The sequence below is a fragment of the Stenotrophomonas sp. CCNWLW57 genome (genome assembly GCF_037203925.1).
Classification (GTDB): domain Bacteria; phylum Pseudomonadota; class Gammaproteobacteria; order Xanthomonadales; family Xanthomonadaceae; genus Stenotrophomonas; species Stenotrophomonas rhizophila_A.
The window spans coordinates 85,353-101,373 of sequence record NZ_JBBCBJ010000003.1; the positions used below are offsets into that span (position 1 = coordinate 85,353).

Below are 16,021 nucleotides of genomic sequence, written 5' to 3' on the forward strand. Positions count from 1 at the left end.
CCGGCCGTCGGTTGGACGGCCGGCGCCTGGTGGCATCGCAGCCACGCATGGCGTGGCTCTACGGGGTGACTGCTGGGGCGCGTCCTGCCGGGGGATCCAGCACCGGCCTGCCCTGGGCGTCCCAGTGGACGGGCTGCACCCGGGGCGAGCGTTTTGCCGTGCAGCCCATGTCGGGGCCCGGGTTGGCGTGGTAGATGATCCACGGTGTGCCATCGGCCATGTGGAAGAAGCCGTTGTGGCCGGGGGCGTATACGTTGCCTGCCGGGTTCTTGGCCAGGATGGGTTGCTTGGCTTTTGACCAGGCGTTCGCATCGAGGGGGTTGGCTCCTGCCGCGGCGCGCAGCAGCCCGATGGCGTAACCGTCTGACCAGCAGGCGCTGCCGGAGTAGGTCAGGAACAGGTCGCCCTTGGGACCCTGCAGGAATTCCGGGCCTTCCAGGATCTGGCGGCCACCCTGCCGTTCCCAGGCCTGGTCGGGGCGCGCGATGATCGTTTCGTTGCCGACCAGTGTCCAAGGGTTGGACATTTCCACGATGGCCAGCACGCTGTCCGGGCCGACATACGGTGAGTACACGAAGTAGCGCTTGCCCTGGCTGGCGAAGGTGGTGCCATCGATGCCGGGGTGCGCGGTGGCCAGTCGTCCACGGTCGTGCCATGTGCCCCGGGTGGGATCGGCGCTGCTGTTTTCCAGCACGAACACGCCGCGATGCGCGTCCTCCTGCCCTTCGGCGGCGTCGCTGGCCGCAGCGGTGTAGTAGATGTACCACTTGCCGTCGATGCGATGCAGTTCCGGGGCCCAGATCGATCTGGCATTGGGCCCCGTCGCCGGCGGACGCCACACGGTGACTTCCTTTGCGTCGGCCAGTTTCGACAGATCGCTGGTGGCGCGGATCGCGAGGCGATCGCCGTGCGTGCCCATGTAGTAGAACACCTGCCCTTCCTTGGTGATCCAGGGATCGGGGCCGGAGTCCAGCAGCGGATTGTCGTGGGCCGGACCAAGCGCGGACGCGCCTGCCGATGCCTGCAGGAGCGCTGCTACCACCAGCGCACGCAGTGTGCCGTTCACCATGTTCCCCTCCCGTGGAATGCCGCGCTGGCGGGCTTGCCAGTGCCGCGCAACCAAAACATATAATCGGACAATAGGCAACCGCCACCTCGTCCGCCCAAGGAACCGCCATGCACCCGCACGACACCGACAGCATCATTGGCATCAACTGGGGCAGTTCGAATCTGCGCGCGTACCTGATCGGCGCGGATGGGCGGATGCTCGATTCGCACGAAGCGCCTGCGGGCGTGGCGACGCTGCAGCGCGAGGGCATGGTGGCGGCGGCAAATGAGATCCGGGCGCGCTGGCCCGAGGCTGGCCACGCATATGCCGCCGGCATGATCGGTTCCAACGTGGGGCGGGTGGATGCCGGCTATGTGGACTGCCCTGCAGGCGCGGAAACGGTGGCCCAGCATCTGGTGCCCACGCGCATTGGCGAGCTTGCGCTGCACATCGTGCCGGGCATGGCCTGCGTGCGCGCGGTCGACGGCGCGCCGGATGTGATGCGTGGCGAGGAAACGGAACTGCTGGGCCTGCTGGCGGCCGGAAACGTGGAGCCCGATGCCATCGTCGCCCTGCCCGGCACCCACACCAAGTGGATCCAGCTACGCCAGGGACGCGTTGAAAGTTTCATGACCTCCATGTCGGGTGAACTGTTCGACCGCCTCGCCAGCGGTGGCCTGCTTGCTTCGGTGCTGGAGGGGCCGGGCGAACCGGGTCCTGCGTTCGCCGAGGGGGTGCGTACCGCAGCGGAGGGAACGCTTGGGCTGGGCGCCCTGCTGTTCGGCGTACGTGCGCGCATGATCCGTGGCGCACTGCGCCGCGACCAGACCAGTTCCTACCTGCGCGGCCTGCTCGCAGGTGCCGAGATTGCTGATGCGGTGGCGCTGTTTCCTGCCCTTGGGGATGCGTCGGTGCCCCTGGTGGGCTCCGGTCCGGTCACCCGCCTCTACCAGGCCGCGCTGGCGGAGCGCGGCTTCGATGCACACACGGTGGCGTCTGCAGACGCGGTAATTCAAGGCTTTTCCGCCATCCACGCCCTCGCCGGTTCGTCGCGCTGAGCCCCTCTCCCGACGGGCTTGCTGCGTCGCAACGTGCCTATTGTCTGATTATATGTTTTTGTACGCTCCACGACATCGAGAGGGGTCTTGAGCAATGCGTGCTGGCAAGGGGAAGACGGCGGGATTGATCGGCGCGTTGGCGCTGTCCGTGGTGGGGGCCGCAGGCGCCCAGGAACGCACCGTGGTGGGCAGGACCGCCGACGGCACGCAGGTGGAATCGATCCTGCTGCGCGACGGCAGCGGCATGCAGGCGCGGGTGCTGACACTCGGCGCCGCACTGCACTCGCTGGAAGTGCCCGACCGCGACGGCACGTTCGCCGATGTGCTGCTGGGCGACAAGGACCTGCAGGCCACGCTGGACAAGCCGCAGTACTTCGGCACCATCGTGGGGCGCTTCGCCAACCGTATCGCCAAGGGCCGCTTCACGCTGGACGGCAAAACCTACCAGGTGCCGGTCAACAACGGCGCCAACAGCCTGCACGGTGGCACCCGCGGCTTCGACAAGGTGGTCTGGAAAATCGTGGAGGCCACCGCCGACCACGCCACGCTGCAACACGTGAGCCCCGATGGCGACATGGGGTTCCCCGGCACGCTGACCGTGACCGCCACCTATGCGCTGAAGGGCAATGGCCGGCTCGAGATCGACTACCGCGCCACCACCGACGCGCCGACCATCGTCAACCTGAGCAACCACGCGTACTGGAACCTGTCCGGTGAGGGCTCCGGTTCGGCGATGGAGCATGAGCTGACCATTCCGGCGAGCGCGTATACGCCGGTGGACGCGACCCTGATTCCCACCGGTGTACTGCAGCCGGTGGAAGGCACGGTGTTCGATTTCCGCAAGGCCAAGCCGATCGGCCGCGACCTGCGCCGTGGCGATGAGCCGCAGCTGCTGCACGGCCAGGGCTACGACCACAACTGGGTGATCAGCAAGGCGCCGGTGCGCGAGCTGCGCGAAGTGGCACGCGTGCACGACCCGCGCTCGGGCCGGGTGATGACGCTGCTGTCCACCCAGCCAGGCCTGCAGTTCTATTCGGGCAACTTCCTGGATGGCAGCACGGTGGGCAAGAGTGGCCGCGTGTACCGCCAGGGCGATGCCATCGCGCTGGAACCGCAGCTGTTCCCGGACACGCCCAACCAGCCGGCGTTCGGCTCGGCGCGGCTGGCACCGGGTGAGACCTACTTGAACCGGATCGTCTACGACTTCTCCACGGACCGCGGCGCCCCACCGCGCCGCTGATCCCGCGCCACGCGCACCTGCCGGTCACCGCACCGGCACCGCTACCACCACGTACCGCCCGCCTCCCGGTTGACGCCAGGACGGGCAGCTCATGACTGAAGGAGTTGCATCCCATGCGAAAGTGGCTTTCCCCCTTGCTGGCGACCCTGCTCGCCGTGGCGCCGATGGCGCATGCCGATGATGCTGCGCGCTGGACGCCGGCCCAGGCCGATGCCTGGTATGCGAAGCAGCAGTGGCTGGTGGGCGCGAACTACACCACCTCCAACGCGATCAACCAGCTGGAGATGTTCCAGGCCGAGACCTTCGACCCGGAAGCGATCGACCGTGAGCTGCGCTGGGCGCACGAACAGTTCGGCATGAACACCATGCGCGTGTACCTGCACGACCTGCTGTGGCAGCAGGACCCGCAGGGCTTCCTGAAGCGCGTGGACACCTTCCTGAGCATTGCGGAAAAGAACGGCATCCGCCCGATGCTGGTGCTGTTCGACAGCTGTTGGGACCCGGATCCGAAGCTGGGCCCGCAGCACCGCCCCATTCCGGGCGTGCACAACTCCGGCTGGGTGCAGAGCCCGAGCCGCCACATGCTGGTGGACCCGGCCAATGACAAGCACTTCCGTGACTACGTGGAAGGCGTGGTGGGCGCATTCGCCAACGACAAGCGCGTGCTGGCCTGGGACCTGTGGAACGAGCCGGACAACCCCGGTGGCGGCAACTACATGGACAAGCAGCTGAAGGGCGAGCAGGAACGCATCGCCGAACTGCTGCCGCAGATCTTTGATTGGGCGCGCGCGAAGAAGCCGACCCAGCCGCTCACCAGCGGTGTGTGGATCGGCGACGACTGGTCGCCTGGCGCGGCCTCGCTCACCGCGATCCAGCGCACCCAGCTGGAACGCTCGGACGTGATCACCTTCCACAACTACGAGCAGCCCGAAGCGTTCGTTTCGCGGGTGGCACAGCTGAAGAAGTATGGCAGGCCGCTGATCTGCACCGAATGGCTGGCGCGCGGCGCAGGCTCCAACGTGGACACCATCCTGCCCATCGCCCGCCGCGAGAACATCGGCATGATCAACTGGGGCTTCGTTGACGGTGCCATCCAGACCCGCTTCCCGTGGGACAGCTGGCAGCGCCCCTACACGATGGAGCCGCCGACCGTGTGGTTCCACGACCTGGTCAAGGCGGATGGCACCCCGTACCGGCCGCGCGAGGCCGAGCTGTTCCGCGGCCTTGCCAAGACCCCGCGCACCGCTGTTCCCGCGTTCTGACACCCATCCGCCCGCCATCGCCTGATGGCGGGCCACCCACCGCGCTCGCTTTCCGGAATCCGGAGATACCGCCATGAACCGTCATTCTTCCCGCACCCTGCTTTCCCTGGCCATCCTGTCCGCCCTTGCCCTGCCCGCCCTGGCGCAGGCGCAGGATGCCGGTGCGGCCACCCCCGACCCGGCGGCGCAACCGACCGCCGTCGATCTCGATACGGTCACCGTGACCGCCCTGCGCCAGAGCCTGCAGACCGCGCAGACGATCAAGCAGGAAGCGGCGATGGTGGTGGATTCGGTGGTGGCCGAAGACATCGGCAAGCTGCCCGACAACAGCGTGGCCGACGCGCTGCAGCGCGTGACCGGTGTGCAGATCGCCCAGGGCAACCAGGGTGAAACCACCGGCGTGGTGATCCGCGGCCTGCCCAACGTGATCAGCACGCTCAACGGCCGCGAGATCTTCAGCAGCTCCGGCCGCGGCTATGCCTTCCAGAACCTGCCGGCCACCGCGATCAAGAGCCTGAACGTGTACAAGAGCAGCGAGGCCAGCCTGCCGCTGGGCGGCATCGCCGGCCTGGTGGACATCCAGCTGCGCCGCCCGCTGGACTTCGACGGCGCCGAGATTGCCGGCACCGTGACCGGCACGCACAGCAAGTACACCGGCGACATCGACCCCAACGCCAGCCTGCTGCTGAGCAACCGCTGGGATACCGATGCCGGTGAGATCGGCGCGATGGTCAACTTCGGCTACATCGGCAAGCGCTACGCCTACGATGCCGTGTGGGGCGATTTCCCGAAGGTGCTCGAGAACCCGGACGGCACGCCGATGCGCACCGACGACGGCAACCTGATCGCCGCGCCGAACGGCTGGGGCACCAACTACAACCACGGCGACCGCAAGCGCAGTTCGTTCAACTATGCGCTGCAGTGGAAGCCCACCGAGAACACCGAGGTCTACGTCGAAGGGCTGTACGACTACGTGCGCGACGACTACGACCAGGCCTTCCTCTTCAGCTTCCCGGTCGGGGTGGTCCCGCCCACGGGGCTGCAGGTGGGCAACAACTGCTACGCCAACCAGCTGGAGGGCCCGCTGGCCGGGCAGACCATCTGCGATGCCACCAGCGGCTCCTGGACCGGCGATACCTACGCCGCCAGCAGCACCCAGGCGCACAAGCAGCGCGGCCAGGACATCCAGAACGCGCTGGGCTTCAAGTGGAACGGCGACCAGCTGCACCTCTCCACCGAAGTGACCCGTACCTCCGGCTACTATCGGGATGAGAACTTCATCATCGATACTTTCATGAACGGGCCGATCACCACCGTGTGGGATGGCACGGCGGGCAAGCACCAGAACTGGTACCTCGCCGGCAACCCGGCCATGGATCCGTCGCGCTTCTACCTCAATGGCCTGTTCCAGACCTGGGGCGAATCGCGCGGTGAAGAGAACAGCTGGCGCGGCGATGGCAAGTTCGATTTCCTCGACGGCCCTATCGCCTTCCTGCAGTTCGGGCTGCGCTACGCCGACCGTACCGCCAGCGCCAAGGGCAGCGTGGAAATCAGCACCCCGCCGCCGGGCGGCGCGGGCACCGGCAACATCACCGCCAACCCAAACCCGGACAACCAGGTGGTGGGGCTGTTCCCGGCCAGCAGCTTCTTCTGCAGCAAGCGCGGCAATTCGGCGCTCAGCCAGTCCTTCCTGACCCCGTGCTACGACTACCTGATCGGCAACGCCGACGCGCTGCGCAACTTCTACGGCCTGCCCGACGGGCTGGCGGCGGAAAACCCCGGCCGCTTCTTCGACATCGAAGAACGCAAGTCGGCCGGCTACCTGCAGGCCAAGTACGATTTCGATGTGTTCGGCCTGCGCGTGGATGGCCTGGTGGGCGTGCGCGCGGAGAAGATCAAGCGTGAGCTCAATGCCTTCTCCTTCGATGCCAGCACCGGGGTGTACAGCGCCATCACCCGCAACACGCAGGACACCAATACCCTGCCCAATGCGAGCATGAACCTGCACTTCAACGACGAGTGGCAGCTGCGCCTGCTGGCGGCGAAGACGTTGAGCTACCCGGACTTCGGCGCGTTGAACCCGTCGATCTCGCTCAACCCGGGCACGGTGAATCGTGCCGGCGTGGCCAGCAGCGGCAATCCGGACCTGAGCCCGATCGAGTCGACCAACTACGACCTGTCGCTGGAGTGGTACTTCTCGCCGGTGGGCTACGCCAGCGCCGGTGTGTTCTACCGCGATATCGACGGCTACATCCAGAACTACATCACCAACGTGGTCATCGCCGGCGAAGACTACGAGCTGTCCTCGCCGCAGAGCGCCGGCAGCGGCCACCTGCAGGGCGTGGAGCTGGCCTACCAGCAGACCTTCGATTTCCTGCCGGGTGCGTGGGGCGGCCTGGGCGCGCAGTTGAACTACACCTACATCGACGGCGACACGAAATCGCCGGAGTTCATCGGCGGCCCGGTCATTTCCCGCCCGCTGCAGAACGTGTCGAAGAACAACTACAACGCCGTGCTGTTCTACGAGAACTTCGGCCTGTCCGCGCGCCTGGCCTATGGCTACCGCAGCCGCTACATCGACTTCTTCACCCAGCCCACCGTGGCCGGTACCGAAGACCAGGTGGAGCCGGCCAGCTCGCTGGACTTCTCGATCAGCTACGACGTGACCCCGCGTGCCACAGTGGTGTTCTCGGCCACCAACCTGCTGGGCAACAACCTGCACCAGTTCTGGGGCAGCGGCGATACCCGCCCGCGTGACATCCGCTACCAGGACAAGACCGTGGGCATGGGCTTCCGGTTCAAGCTCTGATGATGACCTCCCCCATGTCGATGCACGTGCCCTTTATGCCACCCTTTTGTCGGATAATAGGAGTGACCGCAGTCTGCGGAGCACCAAGCCAAAGGGGCGCCTGTGAAACGGATCGAGGTACGCAACCTCCACGACCAAGTCACCCAGGAGATCGGCCAGCGCATCATCAGCGGCACGATCAAGCCGGGCGAGTACCTGCCCAAGGAAGAGCTGTTGGCGCAGACCTTGTCGGTAAGCCGCTCGGCGCTTCGCGAGGGGCTGAAGGTGCTCGGCTCCAAGGGGCTGATCGAAACCAAGCAGAAAACCGGTTCGCGGGTGCGCGAACCGCGGTTCTGGAAGCAGCTGGACAGCGACATCCTGGCCTGGCGCTGCGCGCTGATGCCCACCCAGGACTTCGTGGACAAGCTGGTGGAAATGCGCGAAGTGATCGAACCTGCGGCGGCCGCCTCGGCCGCGCAGCGGCGTTCGCCCGCGCAGCTGGCGAAGATCAAGGCGGCGTACCAGGCGATGGCCGACGCGACCGACCAGGACGCGTGGGCCAAGGCGGATCTGAGCTTCCACGAAAGTGTGCTGGAGGCCACCAACAACGAGCTGCTGGGCTCGCTGTTCTCGGTGATCGACGCCGCGCTGGGCACGTTCTTCCTGCTCTCGGCGCAAACCGCCAAGGACTTCAAGTATTCGCTGCCGCGCCACTTCGACGTGTACGACGCAATCCGGCTGAAGCAGCCGGACGCGGCGCGCGCGGCCATGCTGGACATGATTGCCGATTCCCGGGCCAACCTGAAGGGAATCCGCACCCCACGCAAACCCCCTCGCTGAAGGATTCCGCATGAGCACCGCCTGGATGCAACCCCTCCCTTTGGTTGCCATCCTGCGCGGGCTCACCCCGCAGGAGGCCCCCGCCGTCGGTGCCGCGCTGGCCGATGCCGGATTCCATATCCTGGAAGTACCGCTGAACTCGCCACAGCCGCTGGAGAGCATCGCGCTGCTGGCGAAACAACTCGGTGACCGCTGCCTGATCGGCGCGGGCACCGTGCTCACCACCGCCCAGGTGGATGAGGTGGCCAATGCGGGCGGCCGCATCATCGTGATGCCGCACGCGGATGTGGAGGTCATCGCCGCCGCGCACGCCAAGGGCCTGCGCTGCACGCCCGGCGTGGCCACGCCCACCGAGGCATTCGCCGCGCTGCGTGCCGGCGCCGATGCACTGAAGCTGTTCCCCGCCGAACAGCTGCCGCCCCCGGTCCTGAAAGCCTGGTCCAGCGTGCTGCCCGCCGGCACCGCGCTGCTGCCCGTGGGCGGCATCACCCCCGAACGCATGGCGGCCTACCGCAGCGCCGGCGCGGCCGGGTTCGGCATCGGCTCGGCCCTGTACGCCCCCAAGACCCCACCAGCAGAAGTGGCGCGCCGCGCGCGCGCGTTCATCGACGCCTGGAACAGCACCAACACGGACCCCCACGCATGAAGATCACTGCCATCACCACCTACCTGGTGCCCCCGCGCTGGCTGTTTGTCCGCATCGAGACCGACGCCGGCATCGTCGGCTGGGGCGAGCCCATCGTGGAGGGCCGCGCGCATACCGTGGCCGCCGCGGTGGAAGAGCTTTCCGATTACCTGATCGGCAAGGATCCCCGGCACATCGAAGACCATTGGAACGTGCTCTATCGCGGTGGTTTCTACCGTGGCGGCCCGATCCTGATGAGCGCGCTGGCCGGCATCGACCAGGCGCTGTGGGACATCCACGGCAAAGCCCTGGGCGTGCCGGTGCACGCGCTGCTGGGCGGCCCGGTGCGTGACCGCATCCGCGTGTATTCGTGGATCGGCGGCGACCGTCCTGCCGATACCGCACGTGCGGCCAGCGAAGCGGTGGCGCGCGGGTTTACCGCAGTGAAGATGAATGGCACCGAAGAAATGCAGATCGTGGACACCCACGACAAGGTCACGCGGGTGCTGGAAAACGTGCAGGCCGTGCGCGATGCGGTGGGCCCCGACATTGGCCTGGCCGTGGACTTCCACGGCCGCGTGCACAAGCCGATGGCGAAGGTGTTGATGCGTGAATTGACCCCGTTCGGGTTGATGTTCATTGAAGAACCGGTGTTGTCCGAACACCTTGAAGCGATTCCGGAACTGGCGGCCCTCTCCCCCGCCCCGATCGCCCTGGGTGAACGCCTGTATTCCCGGTTCGATTTCAAGCGGGTCCTGCAGACAGGCGGTGTGGACATCCTGCAGCCCGATCCTTCGCACTCCGGTGGCATCACCGAAACCCGCAAGATCGCGGCCATGGCCGAGGCCTACGACGTAGCCATCGCCCTGCACTGCCCGCTGGGCCCGATTGCATTGGCCGCCAACCTGCAGCTGGATGCGGTCTGCTACAACGCCTTCATCCAGGAACAGAGCCTGGGCATCCACTACAACGCCAGCAACGACCTGCTGGATTACCTGGTGGACCGTTCGCCGTTCGACTACAAGGAAGGCTTCGTCAGGATTCCCGACGGCCCCGGGCTGGGCATCGAGATCAACCAGGCCTACGTGGACGAACGCGCTGCCGAAGGACACCGCTGGCGCAACCCGATCTGGCGCCATGCCGATGGCAGCGTGGCCGAGTGGTGATGCCGATGACCCGTTACCCCAGTCTGGAAGGTCGCGCGGTGCTGATCACCGGTGGCGCTACCGGTATCGGCGCCGCCTTCGTTGAACACTTCGCCCGGCAAGGTGCGAAGGTGGTGTTCCTGGACATCGACGATGGCGGTGCGCAGGCACTGCTGGACAGCCTGCACGACGTTGAACCGTTGCCGCGCTATCTGCGCTGCGACATCACCGACATCGCCGCCTTCCAGGCGACCATCGTTGAAGCACGTGAACGGGTCGGACCGTTCTCGGTGCTGGTCAACAACGCGGCCAACGATGCGCGCCATGCCTTGGCCGATACCGGCGTGGCCGATTTCGAACGCAGCGTGGCAGTCAACCTTCGCCACCAGTACTTCGCGATCCAGGCCGTGGCGCCGGACATGCGGGCGTTGGGCGGCGGCTCGATCATCTGCCTGGGCTCCACCGGCTGGATGATCAAGAACAGCGGCTACCCGTTGTATGCCATGGCCAAATCCGCAGTGCATGGGCTGGTCAACGGGCTGGCCCGCGAACTGGGCCACGACCGGATCCGCATCAACGCACTGGTGCCCGGCTGGGTGATCACCGAGAAGCAGCAGCGGCTGTGGCTGGATGCGGAGGGCGAGGCGCAGCTGCGGCGGTCGCAATGCCTGCCGGGCTACCTGCGTGCGGACGACCTGGCCCGTGCGGCGCTGTTCCTGGCCGCCGATGACAGCCGCATGTGCACCGGCCAGGACTTCATCGTGGACGGGGGCTGGGTGTGACCGGCCCGGTGCGCGTGGCGGTTCCGGCGGGCAACACACTGGGCGAAGGCGTGCTGTGGTGCGACCGCGAGCAGGTGGTGTACTGGACCGACATCCAGCAGTCGCAGCTGTGGCGCTACCGCCCGCAGGATGGGGGGATTGCGCGCTGGCCGATGCCGGAGCGGTTGGCCGCGCTGGCGTTGTGCGAGGCCGATGGCTGGCTGTTGTTGGCGCTGGCTTCCCGGCTGGCGTTCTTCCATCCCGAACGCAACGAATTCCGCGACCTCGCAGACACGGTAGCGCCGGCCGTTGGCCGGCCCTCAGGGTCTCCGGCACCCCGCGGAGCCGGCCAACGGCCGGCGCTACCGGAATTGCGGGCAAACGATGGGGCATGCGACCGCCAAGGGCGATTTGTATTTGGCCTGCTGCATGAACCTGCTGAAGGCCCGAAGCAGGCAGTAGCGCCCTTCCTGCGCCTCAACGCAGACCTGACGCTGGAAATCCTGCCGTTACCCACCGTCGCCATTTCCAACAGCATCGCCTTCAGTCCATCCGGCGACACGATGTACTTCTGTGACTCGCTGCAGAAGCAGATCCTGCGCTGCGATTACGGCGACACGCTCGGGCCTGCGCAATTGTTCGTGGACCTGCAGGCCGAACCCGGCGAGCCCGACGGCAGCGCGGTCGACGCGGACGGCGGCCTCTGGAATGCCCGCTGGGGCGATGCCCGCGTAGTGCGTTACCTGCCGGACGGCACCGAGGACCGCGCCATTGCCACGCCGGTCAGCCAGCCTACCCGCCCTGCCTTCGGCGGCCCCGCCTACCGCACGCTGTTCATCACCAGCGCGCATGACGGCATGGATGCCGCGGCACGTGCACAGGACCCGCTTGCAGGCCACCTGCTTTCCCTCGATGACGCCGGGTTCGCCGGCCTACCCGAAGCCCGGTTCGCCGGCGACCCCAACAGCTTGCCGCCCCACGCACCGCGTGGGACTTCCGCGGAGATTCCATGAGCCTTTCCACCCTTGATATCAGCATCGTGCTGGCCTACCTGGCGGGCATCTTCATCCTTGCGCAGTGGGTGTCGCGCGAGAAAGCCGGCCAGCAGAAATCGGCGCAGGATTACTTCCTGGCCAGCCGCAGCCTGCCGTGGTGGGCCATCGGCGCATCGCTGATCGCGGCCAACATTTCGGCCGAACAGATCATCGGCATGTCCGGCTCGGGCTATGCCATCGGCCTGGCCATCGCGTCGTATGAGTGGATGGCGGCGATCACGCTGCTGATCGTGGGCAAGTGGTTCCTGCCCATCTTCCTGCGCAACGGCATCACCACCATGCCGCAGTTCCTGCAGGAGCGGTATGGCAACCGGATCCGTACGGTCATGGCGGTGTTCTGGCTGGGCCTGTACGTGTTCGTCAACCTCACCTCGATCCTGTGGCTGGGTTCGATCGCCATCGCGGGCGTGGCAGGGCTGAACCAGGATGTGGCGCTGGTGCTGCTGGGCGCCTTCGCGCTGGCCTACCAGCTGTACGGCGGCCTGAAGGCGGTGGCGCTGACCGATATCGTGCAGGTATGCCTGCTGGTGCTGGGTGGCCTGCTGGTCACCGTGATCACCCTGAGCAAAATTGGCGACGGCAGCGTCAGCGATGGCTTCATGCAGCTCTGGCAGCAGCATCCGGAGCGGTTCGAGATGATCCTCAGCAAGGACAACCCGTTCTACAAGGACCTGCCGGGCCTGTCGGTGCTGCTGGGCGGCATGTGGATCGCCAACCTCAGCTACTGGGGCTTCAACCAGTACATCATCCAGCGGGCGCTGGCCGCGAAAAACCTGCGCGAGGCGCAGAAGGGCGTGGTGTTTGCCGCGTTCCTGAAGCTGCTGATCCCGGCCATCGTGGTGCTGCCCGGCATTGCCGCGGTGATGCTGGCCCCCGGCCTGGAGCGGCCGGATGCGGCCTACCCGACCATGCTGGCACTGCTGCCCAGCGGCATCCTGGGGCTGGTGTTCGCAGCGCTGGTGGCGGCGATCGTGGCGTCGCTGGCCTCCAAGATCAATTCGGTGGCGACCATCTTCACCCTGGATTTCTACGCCAAGCGCGCGCCCGATGCATCGCAGGCACGGCTGGTGCGCGTGGGCCGGATCGCGGCGTCGGTGGCCATCATCGTGGCAGTGCTGACCGCTCGCCCGCTGCTGGGTGGGTTCGACCAGGGCTTCCAGTACATCCAGGAGTTCACCGGCTTCTTCACTCCGGGCATCGTGGTGATCTTCCTGCTGGGCCTGTTCTGGAAGCGCTCCAATGAAGCCGGTGCACTGGCCGCAGCGGTGGGCTCGTTCGTGCTCTCGCTGGCCTTCAAGCTGCTGTGGCCGTCGTTGCCGTTCATGGACCGGATGGGGGTGGTATTCCTGGCGACGTTGGCACTGGCAGTGGGCATTTCGCTGGCCACCCGCGCCACCGGAGACCGTGACCGCATCCGTACCGATGATGTGGTGTATGCCACCGCGCCGTCGTTCAACGCGGCTTCGCTGGCCGTGCTGGCGATCCTGGTCGCTCTGTACGCAACCTACTGGTGATGAACATGCAGCCGACCTTTTCCCTCCGCGCGGCCGCGCTGGCGCTCCTGTTTGCCGCTGCGGCTCCCGCCTTGGCCACCGACGTCACCTGGACGGGCACCGCCACCGTGGATGCGGCCAAGGCGGGCTGGGGCCGGCTGGCACGCCTGCCAGACGGCCGCTGGCTGGCGGTGACCACGCGCTATCCCGGCGGAGACACCACCACGCTGCAGCTGTCGGTGAGCAGCGACAAGGCCAGGACCTGGGCACCGTTGTCGCGCGTGGCAGAGCCCAAGCGCAAACTCGACAACGGCGAACTGTTCGTCCTGCCCGATGGCCGCGTGCTGCTGGCGATGCGGTCGCTCATCGATGGGGTGTCCTACCGGCTGAACGTGTATGCCAGTGACGACCAAGGCGCGCACTGGCGCTTCCTGAGCACCATCACCCGTAACGAAAATCCGGCCGGGCGCGAGGACCGCGGCGTATGGGAGCCGGTGTTCACGCGTCTGGATGATGGCACGTTGTCGGTGGTGTACGCCGATGAAACCCGGGCCGACGAGACGCCTTCCTTCAACCAGGTGGTATCGCAGCAGCTGTCCAGCGACGGGGGCGGGACCTGGAGCCCGGCGGTGACCATCGCCAGCCAACCCGGCGGAGGAAAACTGCGTCCAGGCATGCCGGTGATGGCGCGGCGCCCGGATGGGGGCTTCCTGATGGTGCTGGAAACCTGCGGCGAGGATCCGCAGTGTCCTGTCTCCTACAAGACCTCGCCGGATGGACGCACCTGGCCCGAGGGACTGGGCACGCCGATGGCGGACCAGCGCTGCGGGCCCCACGTGATGACCACCCGCAGCGGCACGATGTTCGTGACGTCCTGCTTCAACGAGGTGAGCGCAAGCGAGGACGGCGGCGATACGTGGACCACCGTCAAGCCGCCCGCCTGGCCGCTCGGCTTCCGCCACTCCTGGCCGGCCGTCGTGGAGTTCGGGCCCAACGAGATCGGCGTAGTCAATGTCGTTGATGGCAGTGTCCAGATACGCTTTGGTGCGTACGGCCAAGGCGCCAATCAACGCTGAGCAGATCGCCCTTGGTGTTGGTGTTGGCGTGGGCGGGGTGCGATGCGCCCCCACCCACCTGGAGCCAATGCCGCGCGTCAGGCCGCTGAAGGGATCTTGATGGACTTCACGTTCACGAATTCCTTGAGGCCTTCCGGGCCGTGCTCGCGGCCGTAGCCCGAAGCCTTCACCCCACCGAAGGGCAGCGACGGAGAGGCAACGTCGAAGGTGTTGATGAAGACCATTCCGGTATCGAAATACTTCGTGGCCAGCTCACGGGCGCGCTTCACGTCGCGGCTGAAGATACCGCCGCCCAAGCCGTAGCGGCTGTCGTTGGCAATGCGCAGCGCATCGTCATCGTCCTTTGCACGGATGATGGCGGCCGCAGGGCCGAACAGCTCGTCCTCATACGCCACCTGCCCCGGTGACACATCGGCCAGAACCGTCGCGGGATAGAACCAGCCGGTACGCTTGGGCACTTCACCGCCCACCAGCAGGCGGGCGCCCTGCGAGACACTCTTTGTCACCTGCTCGTGCAGCTTGTCACGCTGCGCCTCGGAGACCAGTGGGCCCAGTTGGGTATCGGCGGCGTTCGGGTCGCCCATCTTGATGGCTTCGAACTTTCTGGCGTAGGCAGCGACGAAAGCGTCGTAGTTCTTCTGCGTCACGATGAAGCGTTTGGCATTGACGCAGGTCTGCCCGTTGTTGAACAGGCGGCCCTTGACGCAGGTCTCGACGGCCAGATCCAGGTCCGCATCGTCGAGGACGAGGTAGGCGTCGTTGGAACCCAGCTCCAGCACCGTCTTCTTGAGCGCTGCGCCAGCCTTCGCGGCCACGGTACGACCGGCGGTCTCGCTGCCGGTCAACGTCACGGCCCGCACCAGATCGTTTTCCACGATGTCGTTGGACTGGTCATGGGTGATCAACAGCACGCCGAACAACCCCTTGGGCAGACCGGCACCTTCGTAGATGTCACGAAGCAGCAGTCCGCTGCCGGTGCAGCTCTCCGCATGCTTGAGCAGAACGCCGTTGCCTGCCATCAGGCTGGCGATGGAGTAGCGGATCGCTTGGTAGGCCGGGAAGTTCCAGGGCTGGATGCCGTACACGACGCCGATCGGCGAATGGGTGACGATGCCGGTGGCGCCCTCGACATCGCGCTCCTCGTCGGCCAATGCGGCAGGCCCCTGCTTGGCGGTGTAGTCACAGATGGCCGCACACAGTTCCACCTCCGTGCGGCTGTCTTCGATAAGCTTGCCGACCTCGCGGGTCATCAGCTGGGCGAACTCTTCCTTGCGCTCGCGAAGCGCCTTGGCGATGGCGGCGACCACCTTCGCCCGCTCGTCCAGAGAGCGCAGGCGCCATTCCAGGAAGGCCTTGTGGCTGGATTCGACTACGGCTGCCGCTTCGTCGTCTGACATGTACGAATAGGTGGCAATCACCTCTTCGGTCAATGGATTGATCGTCGTGAGCTGCTTGTTGGCCATGGAAAACCTGCACTTCGTGGGGGAAGAAAGGGACGGAAGAGCGTTGCACCGTCACGGTTCCCACGCAGTGAAGTCCTAAGGAGCGCGCATCACCTGGGATTCACCGCATTGGGCAGTCGTCCACATGGCACGTCGCCGCGGCGGTGAAGGATTGGCAGGCGTCCAGT

General features: G+C 66.4%; 13 protein-coding genes. 11 read left to right on the forward strand and 2 right to left on the reverse strand.

The genetic code is table 11. From position 1 onward, the window contains the following. Positions 1-58: 58 nt before the first annotated feature. Positions 59-1,069 carry a glycoside hydrolase family 43 protein gene (locus tag V9K91_RS08330; RefSeq protein WP_337308181.1) on the reverse strand — a complete coding sequence of 337 codons (1,011 nt, stop codon included), beginning with the start codon at positions 1,067-1,069 and terminating at the stop codon, positions 59-61. Positions 1,070-1,176: 107 nt separating this feature from the next. Here V9K91_RS08330 and V9K91_RS08335 point away from each other — a divergent pair, with 107 nt between their 5' ends. The 11 genes from V9K91_RS08335 to V9K91_RS08385 all read left to right on the forward strand — a co-directional run bounded on the left by V9K91_RS08335 (position 1,177) and on the right by V9K91_RS08385 (position 14,391). Continuing rightward, positions 1,177-2,106 (forward strand): 2-dehydro-3-deoxygalactonokinase, encoded by a 930-nt coding sequence (locus tag V9K91_RS08335; protein WP_336443006.1) that lies wholly within the window; start codon positions 1,177-1,179, stop codon positions 2,104-2,106. A gap of 94 nt (positions 2,107-2,200) precedes the next feature. Next, on the forward strand, positions 2,201-3,346 hold the full coding sequence (locus tag V9K91_RS08340) for an aldose epimerase family protein (RefSeq protein ID WP_210132543.1): 1,146 nt from the start codon (positions 2,201-2,203) through the stop codon (positions 3,344-3,346). Positions 3,347-3,459: 113 nt separating this feature from the next. Beyond that, a complete protein-coding gene (locus V9K91_RS08345) occupies positions 3,460-4,608 on the forward strand; it encodes a cellulase family glycosylhydrolase (RefSeq protein ID WP_336443007.1) in 1,149 nt (382 codons plus the stop codon). Positions 4,609-4,681: 73 nt separating this feature from the next. After that, on the forward strand, positions 4,682-7,417 hold the full coding sequence (locus V9K91_RS08350; protein ID WP_249834307.1) for a TonB-dependent receptor: 2,736 nt from the start codon (positions 4,682-4,684) through the stop codon (positions 7,415-7,417). Positions 7,418-7,519: 102 nt separating this feature from the next. After that, positions 7,520-8,236 (forward strand): FadR/GntR family transcriptional regulator, encoded by a 717-nt coding sequence (locus V9K91_RS08355; RefSeq protein WP_095364124.1) that lies wholly within the window; start codon positions 7,520-7,522, stop codon positions 8,234-8,236. A gap of 10 nt (positions 8,237-8,246) precedes the next feature. After that, complete coding sequence (locus V9K91_RS08360; protein WP_336443008.1) at positions 8,247-8,882, forward strand: 2-dehydro-3-deoxy-6-phosphogalactonate aldolase; 636 nt, start codon at positions 8,247-8,249, stop codon at positions 8,880-8,882. Next, positions 8,879-10,027 carry a galactonate dehydratase gene (dgoD, locus tag V9K91_RS08365; protein WP_093536565.1) on the forward strand — a complete coding sequence of 383 codons (1,149 nt, stop codon included), beginning with the start codon at positions 8,879-8,881 and terminating at the stop codon, positions 10,025-10,027. The genes V9K91_RS08360 and dgoD overlap by 4 nt, the downstream gene beginning before the upstream one ends. Continuing rightward, positions 10,027-10,788: an SDR family oxidoreductase gene (locus tag V9K91_RS08370; RefSeq protein ID WP_249832493.1), complete on the forward strand. Its 762-nt coding sequence runs from the start codon at positions 10,027-10,029 to the stop codon at positions 10,786-10,788. Before dgoD ends, V9K91_RS08370 begins: the two co-directional genes overlap by 1 nt. Then, a complete protein-coding gene (locus tag V9K91_RS08375; protein ID WP_336443010.1) occupies positions 10,785-11,780 on the forward strand; it encodes an SMP-30/gluconolactonase/LRE family protein in 996 nt (331 codons plus the stop codon). The genes V9K91_RS08370 and V9K91_RS08375 overlap by 4 nt, the downstream gene beginning before the upstream one ends. Beyond that, complete coding sequence (locus V9K91_RS08380) at positions 11,777-13,336, forward strand: sodium/sugar symporter (protein WP_184123523.1); 1,560 nt, start codon at positions 11,777-11,779, stop codon at positions 13,334-13,336. Before V9K91_RS08375 ends, V9K91_RS08380 begins: the two co-directional genes overlap by 4 nt. Positions 13,337-13,341: 5 nt before the next feature. Continuing rightward, positions 13,342-14,391: a sialidase family protein gene (locus V9K91_RS08385; protein WP_337308182.1), complete on the forward strand. Its 1,050-nt coding sequence runs from the start codon at positions 13,342-13,344 to the stop codon at positions 14,389-14,391. A gap of 77 nt (positions 14,392-14,468) precedes the next feature. Here V9K91_RS08385 and V9K91_RS08390 read toward each other — a convergent pair whose 3' ends face one another. Further along, entirely contained in the window at positions 14,469-15,854 is a 1,386-nt protein-coding gene (locus tag V9K91_RS08390; RefSeq protein ID WP_249832496.1) for an aldehyde dehydrogenase family protein, read from the reverse strand. Positions 15,855-16,021: the final 167 nt, after the last annotated feature.

What these genes read in the sequence shown, in the direction of transcription:
- V9K91_RS08330 (WP_337308181.1), bottom strand. Translation starts at nt 1,069, where the DNA reads ATGGTGAACGGCACACTGCGTGCGCTGGTGGTAGCAGCGCTCCTGCAG.
- V9K91_RS08335 (WP_336443006.1), top strand. Translation starts at nt 1,177, where the DNA reads ATGCACCCGCACGACACCGACAGCATCATTGGCATCAACTGGGGCAGT.
- V9K91_RS08340 (WP_210132543.1), top strand. Translation starts at nt 2,201, where the DNA reads ATGCGTGCTGGCAAGGGGAAGACGGCGGGATTGATCGGCGCGTTGGCG.
- V9K91_RS08345 (WP_336443007.1), top strand. Translation starts at nt 3,460, where the DNA reads ATGCGAAAGTGGCTTTCCCCCTTGCTGGCGACCCTGCTCGCCGTGGCG.
- V9K91_RS08350 (WP_249834307.1), top strand. Translation starts at nt 4,682, where the DNA reads ATGAACCGTCATTCTTCCCGCACCCTGCTTTCCCTGGCCATCCTGTCC.
- V9K91_RS08360 (WP_336443008.1), top strand. Translation starts at nt 8,247, where the DNA reads ATGAGCACCGCCTGGATGCAACCCCTCCCTTTGGTTGCCATCCTGCGC.
- dgoD (WP_093536565.1), top strand. Translation starts at nt 8,879, where the DNA reads ATGAAGATCACTGCCATCACCACCTACCTGGTGCCCCCGCGCTGGCTG.
- V9K91_RS08370 (WP_249832493.1), top strand. Translation starts at nt 10,027, where the DNA reads ATGCCGATGACCCGTTACCCCAGTCTGGAAGGTCGCGCGGTGCTGATC.
- V9K91_RS08380 (WP_184123523.1), top strand. Translation starts at nt 11,777, where the DNA reads ATGAGCCTTTCCACCCTTGATATCAGCATCGTGCTGGCCTACCTGGCG.
- V9K91_RS08385 (WP_337308182.1), top strand. Translation starts at nt 13,342, where the DNA reads ATGCAGCCGACCTTTTCCCTCCGCGCGGCCGCGCTGGCGCTCCTGTTT.
- V9K91_RS08390 (WP_249832496.1), bottom strand. Translation starts at nt 15,854, where the DNA reads ATGGCCAACAAGCAGCTCACGACGATCAATCCATTGACCGAAGAGGTG.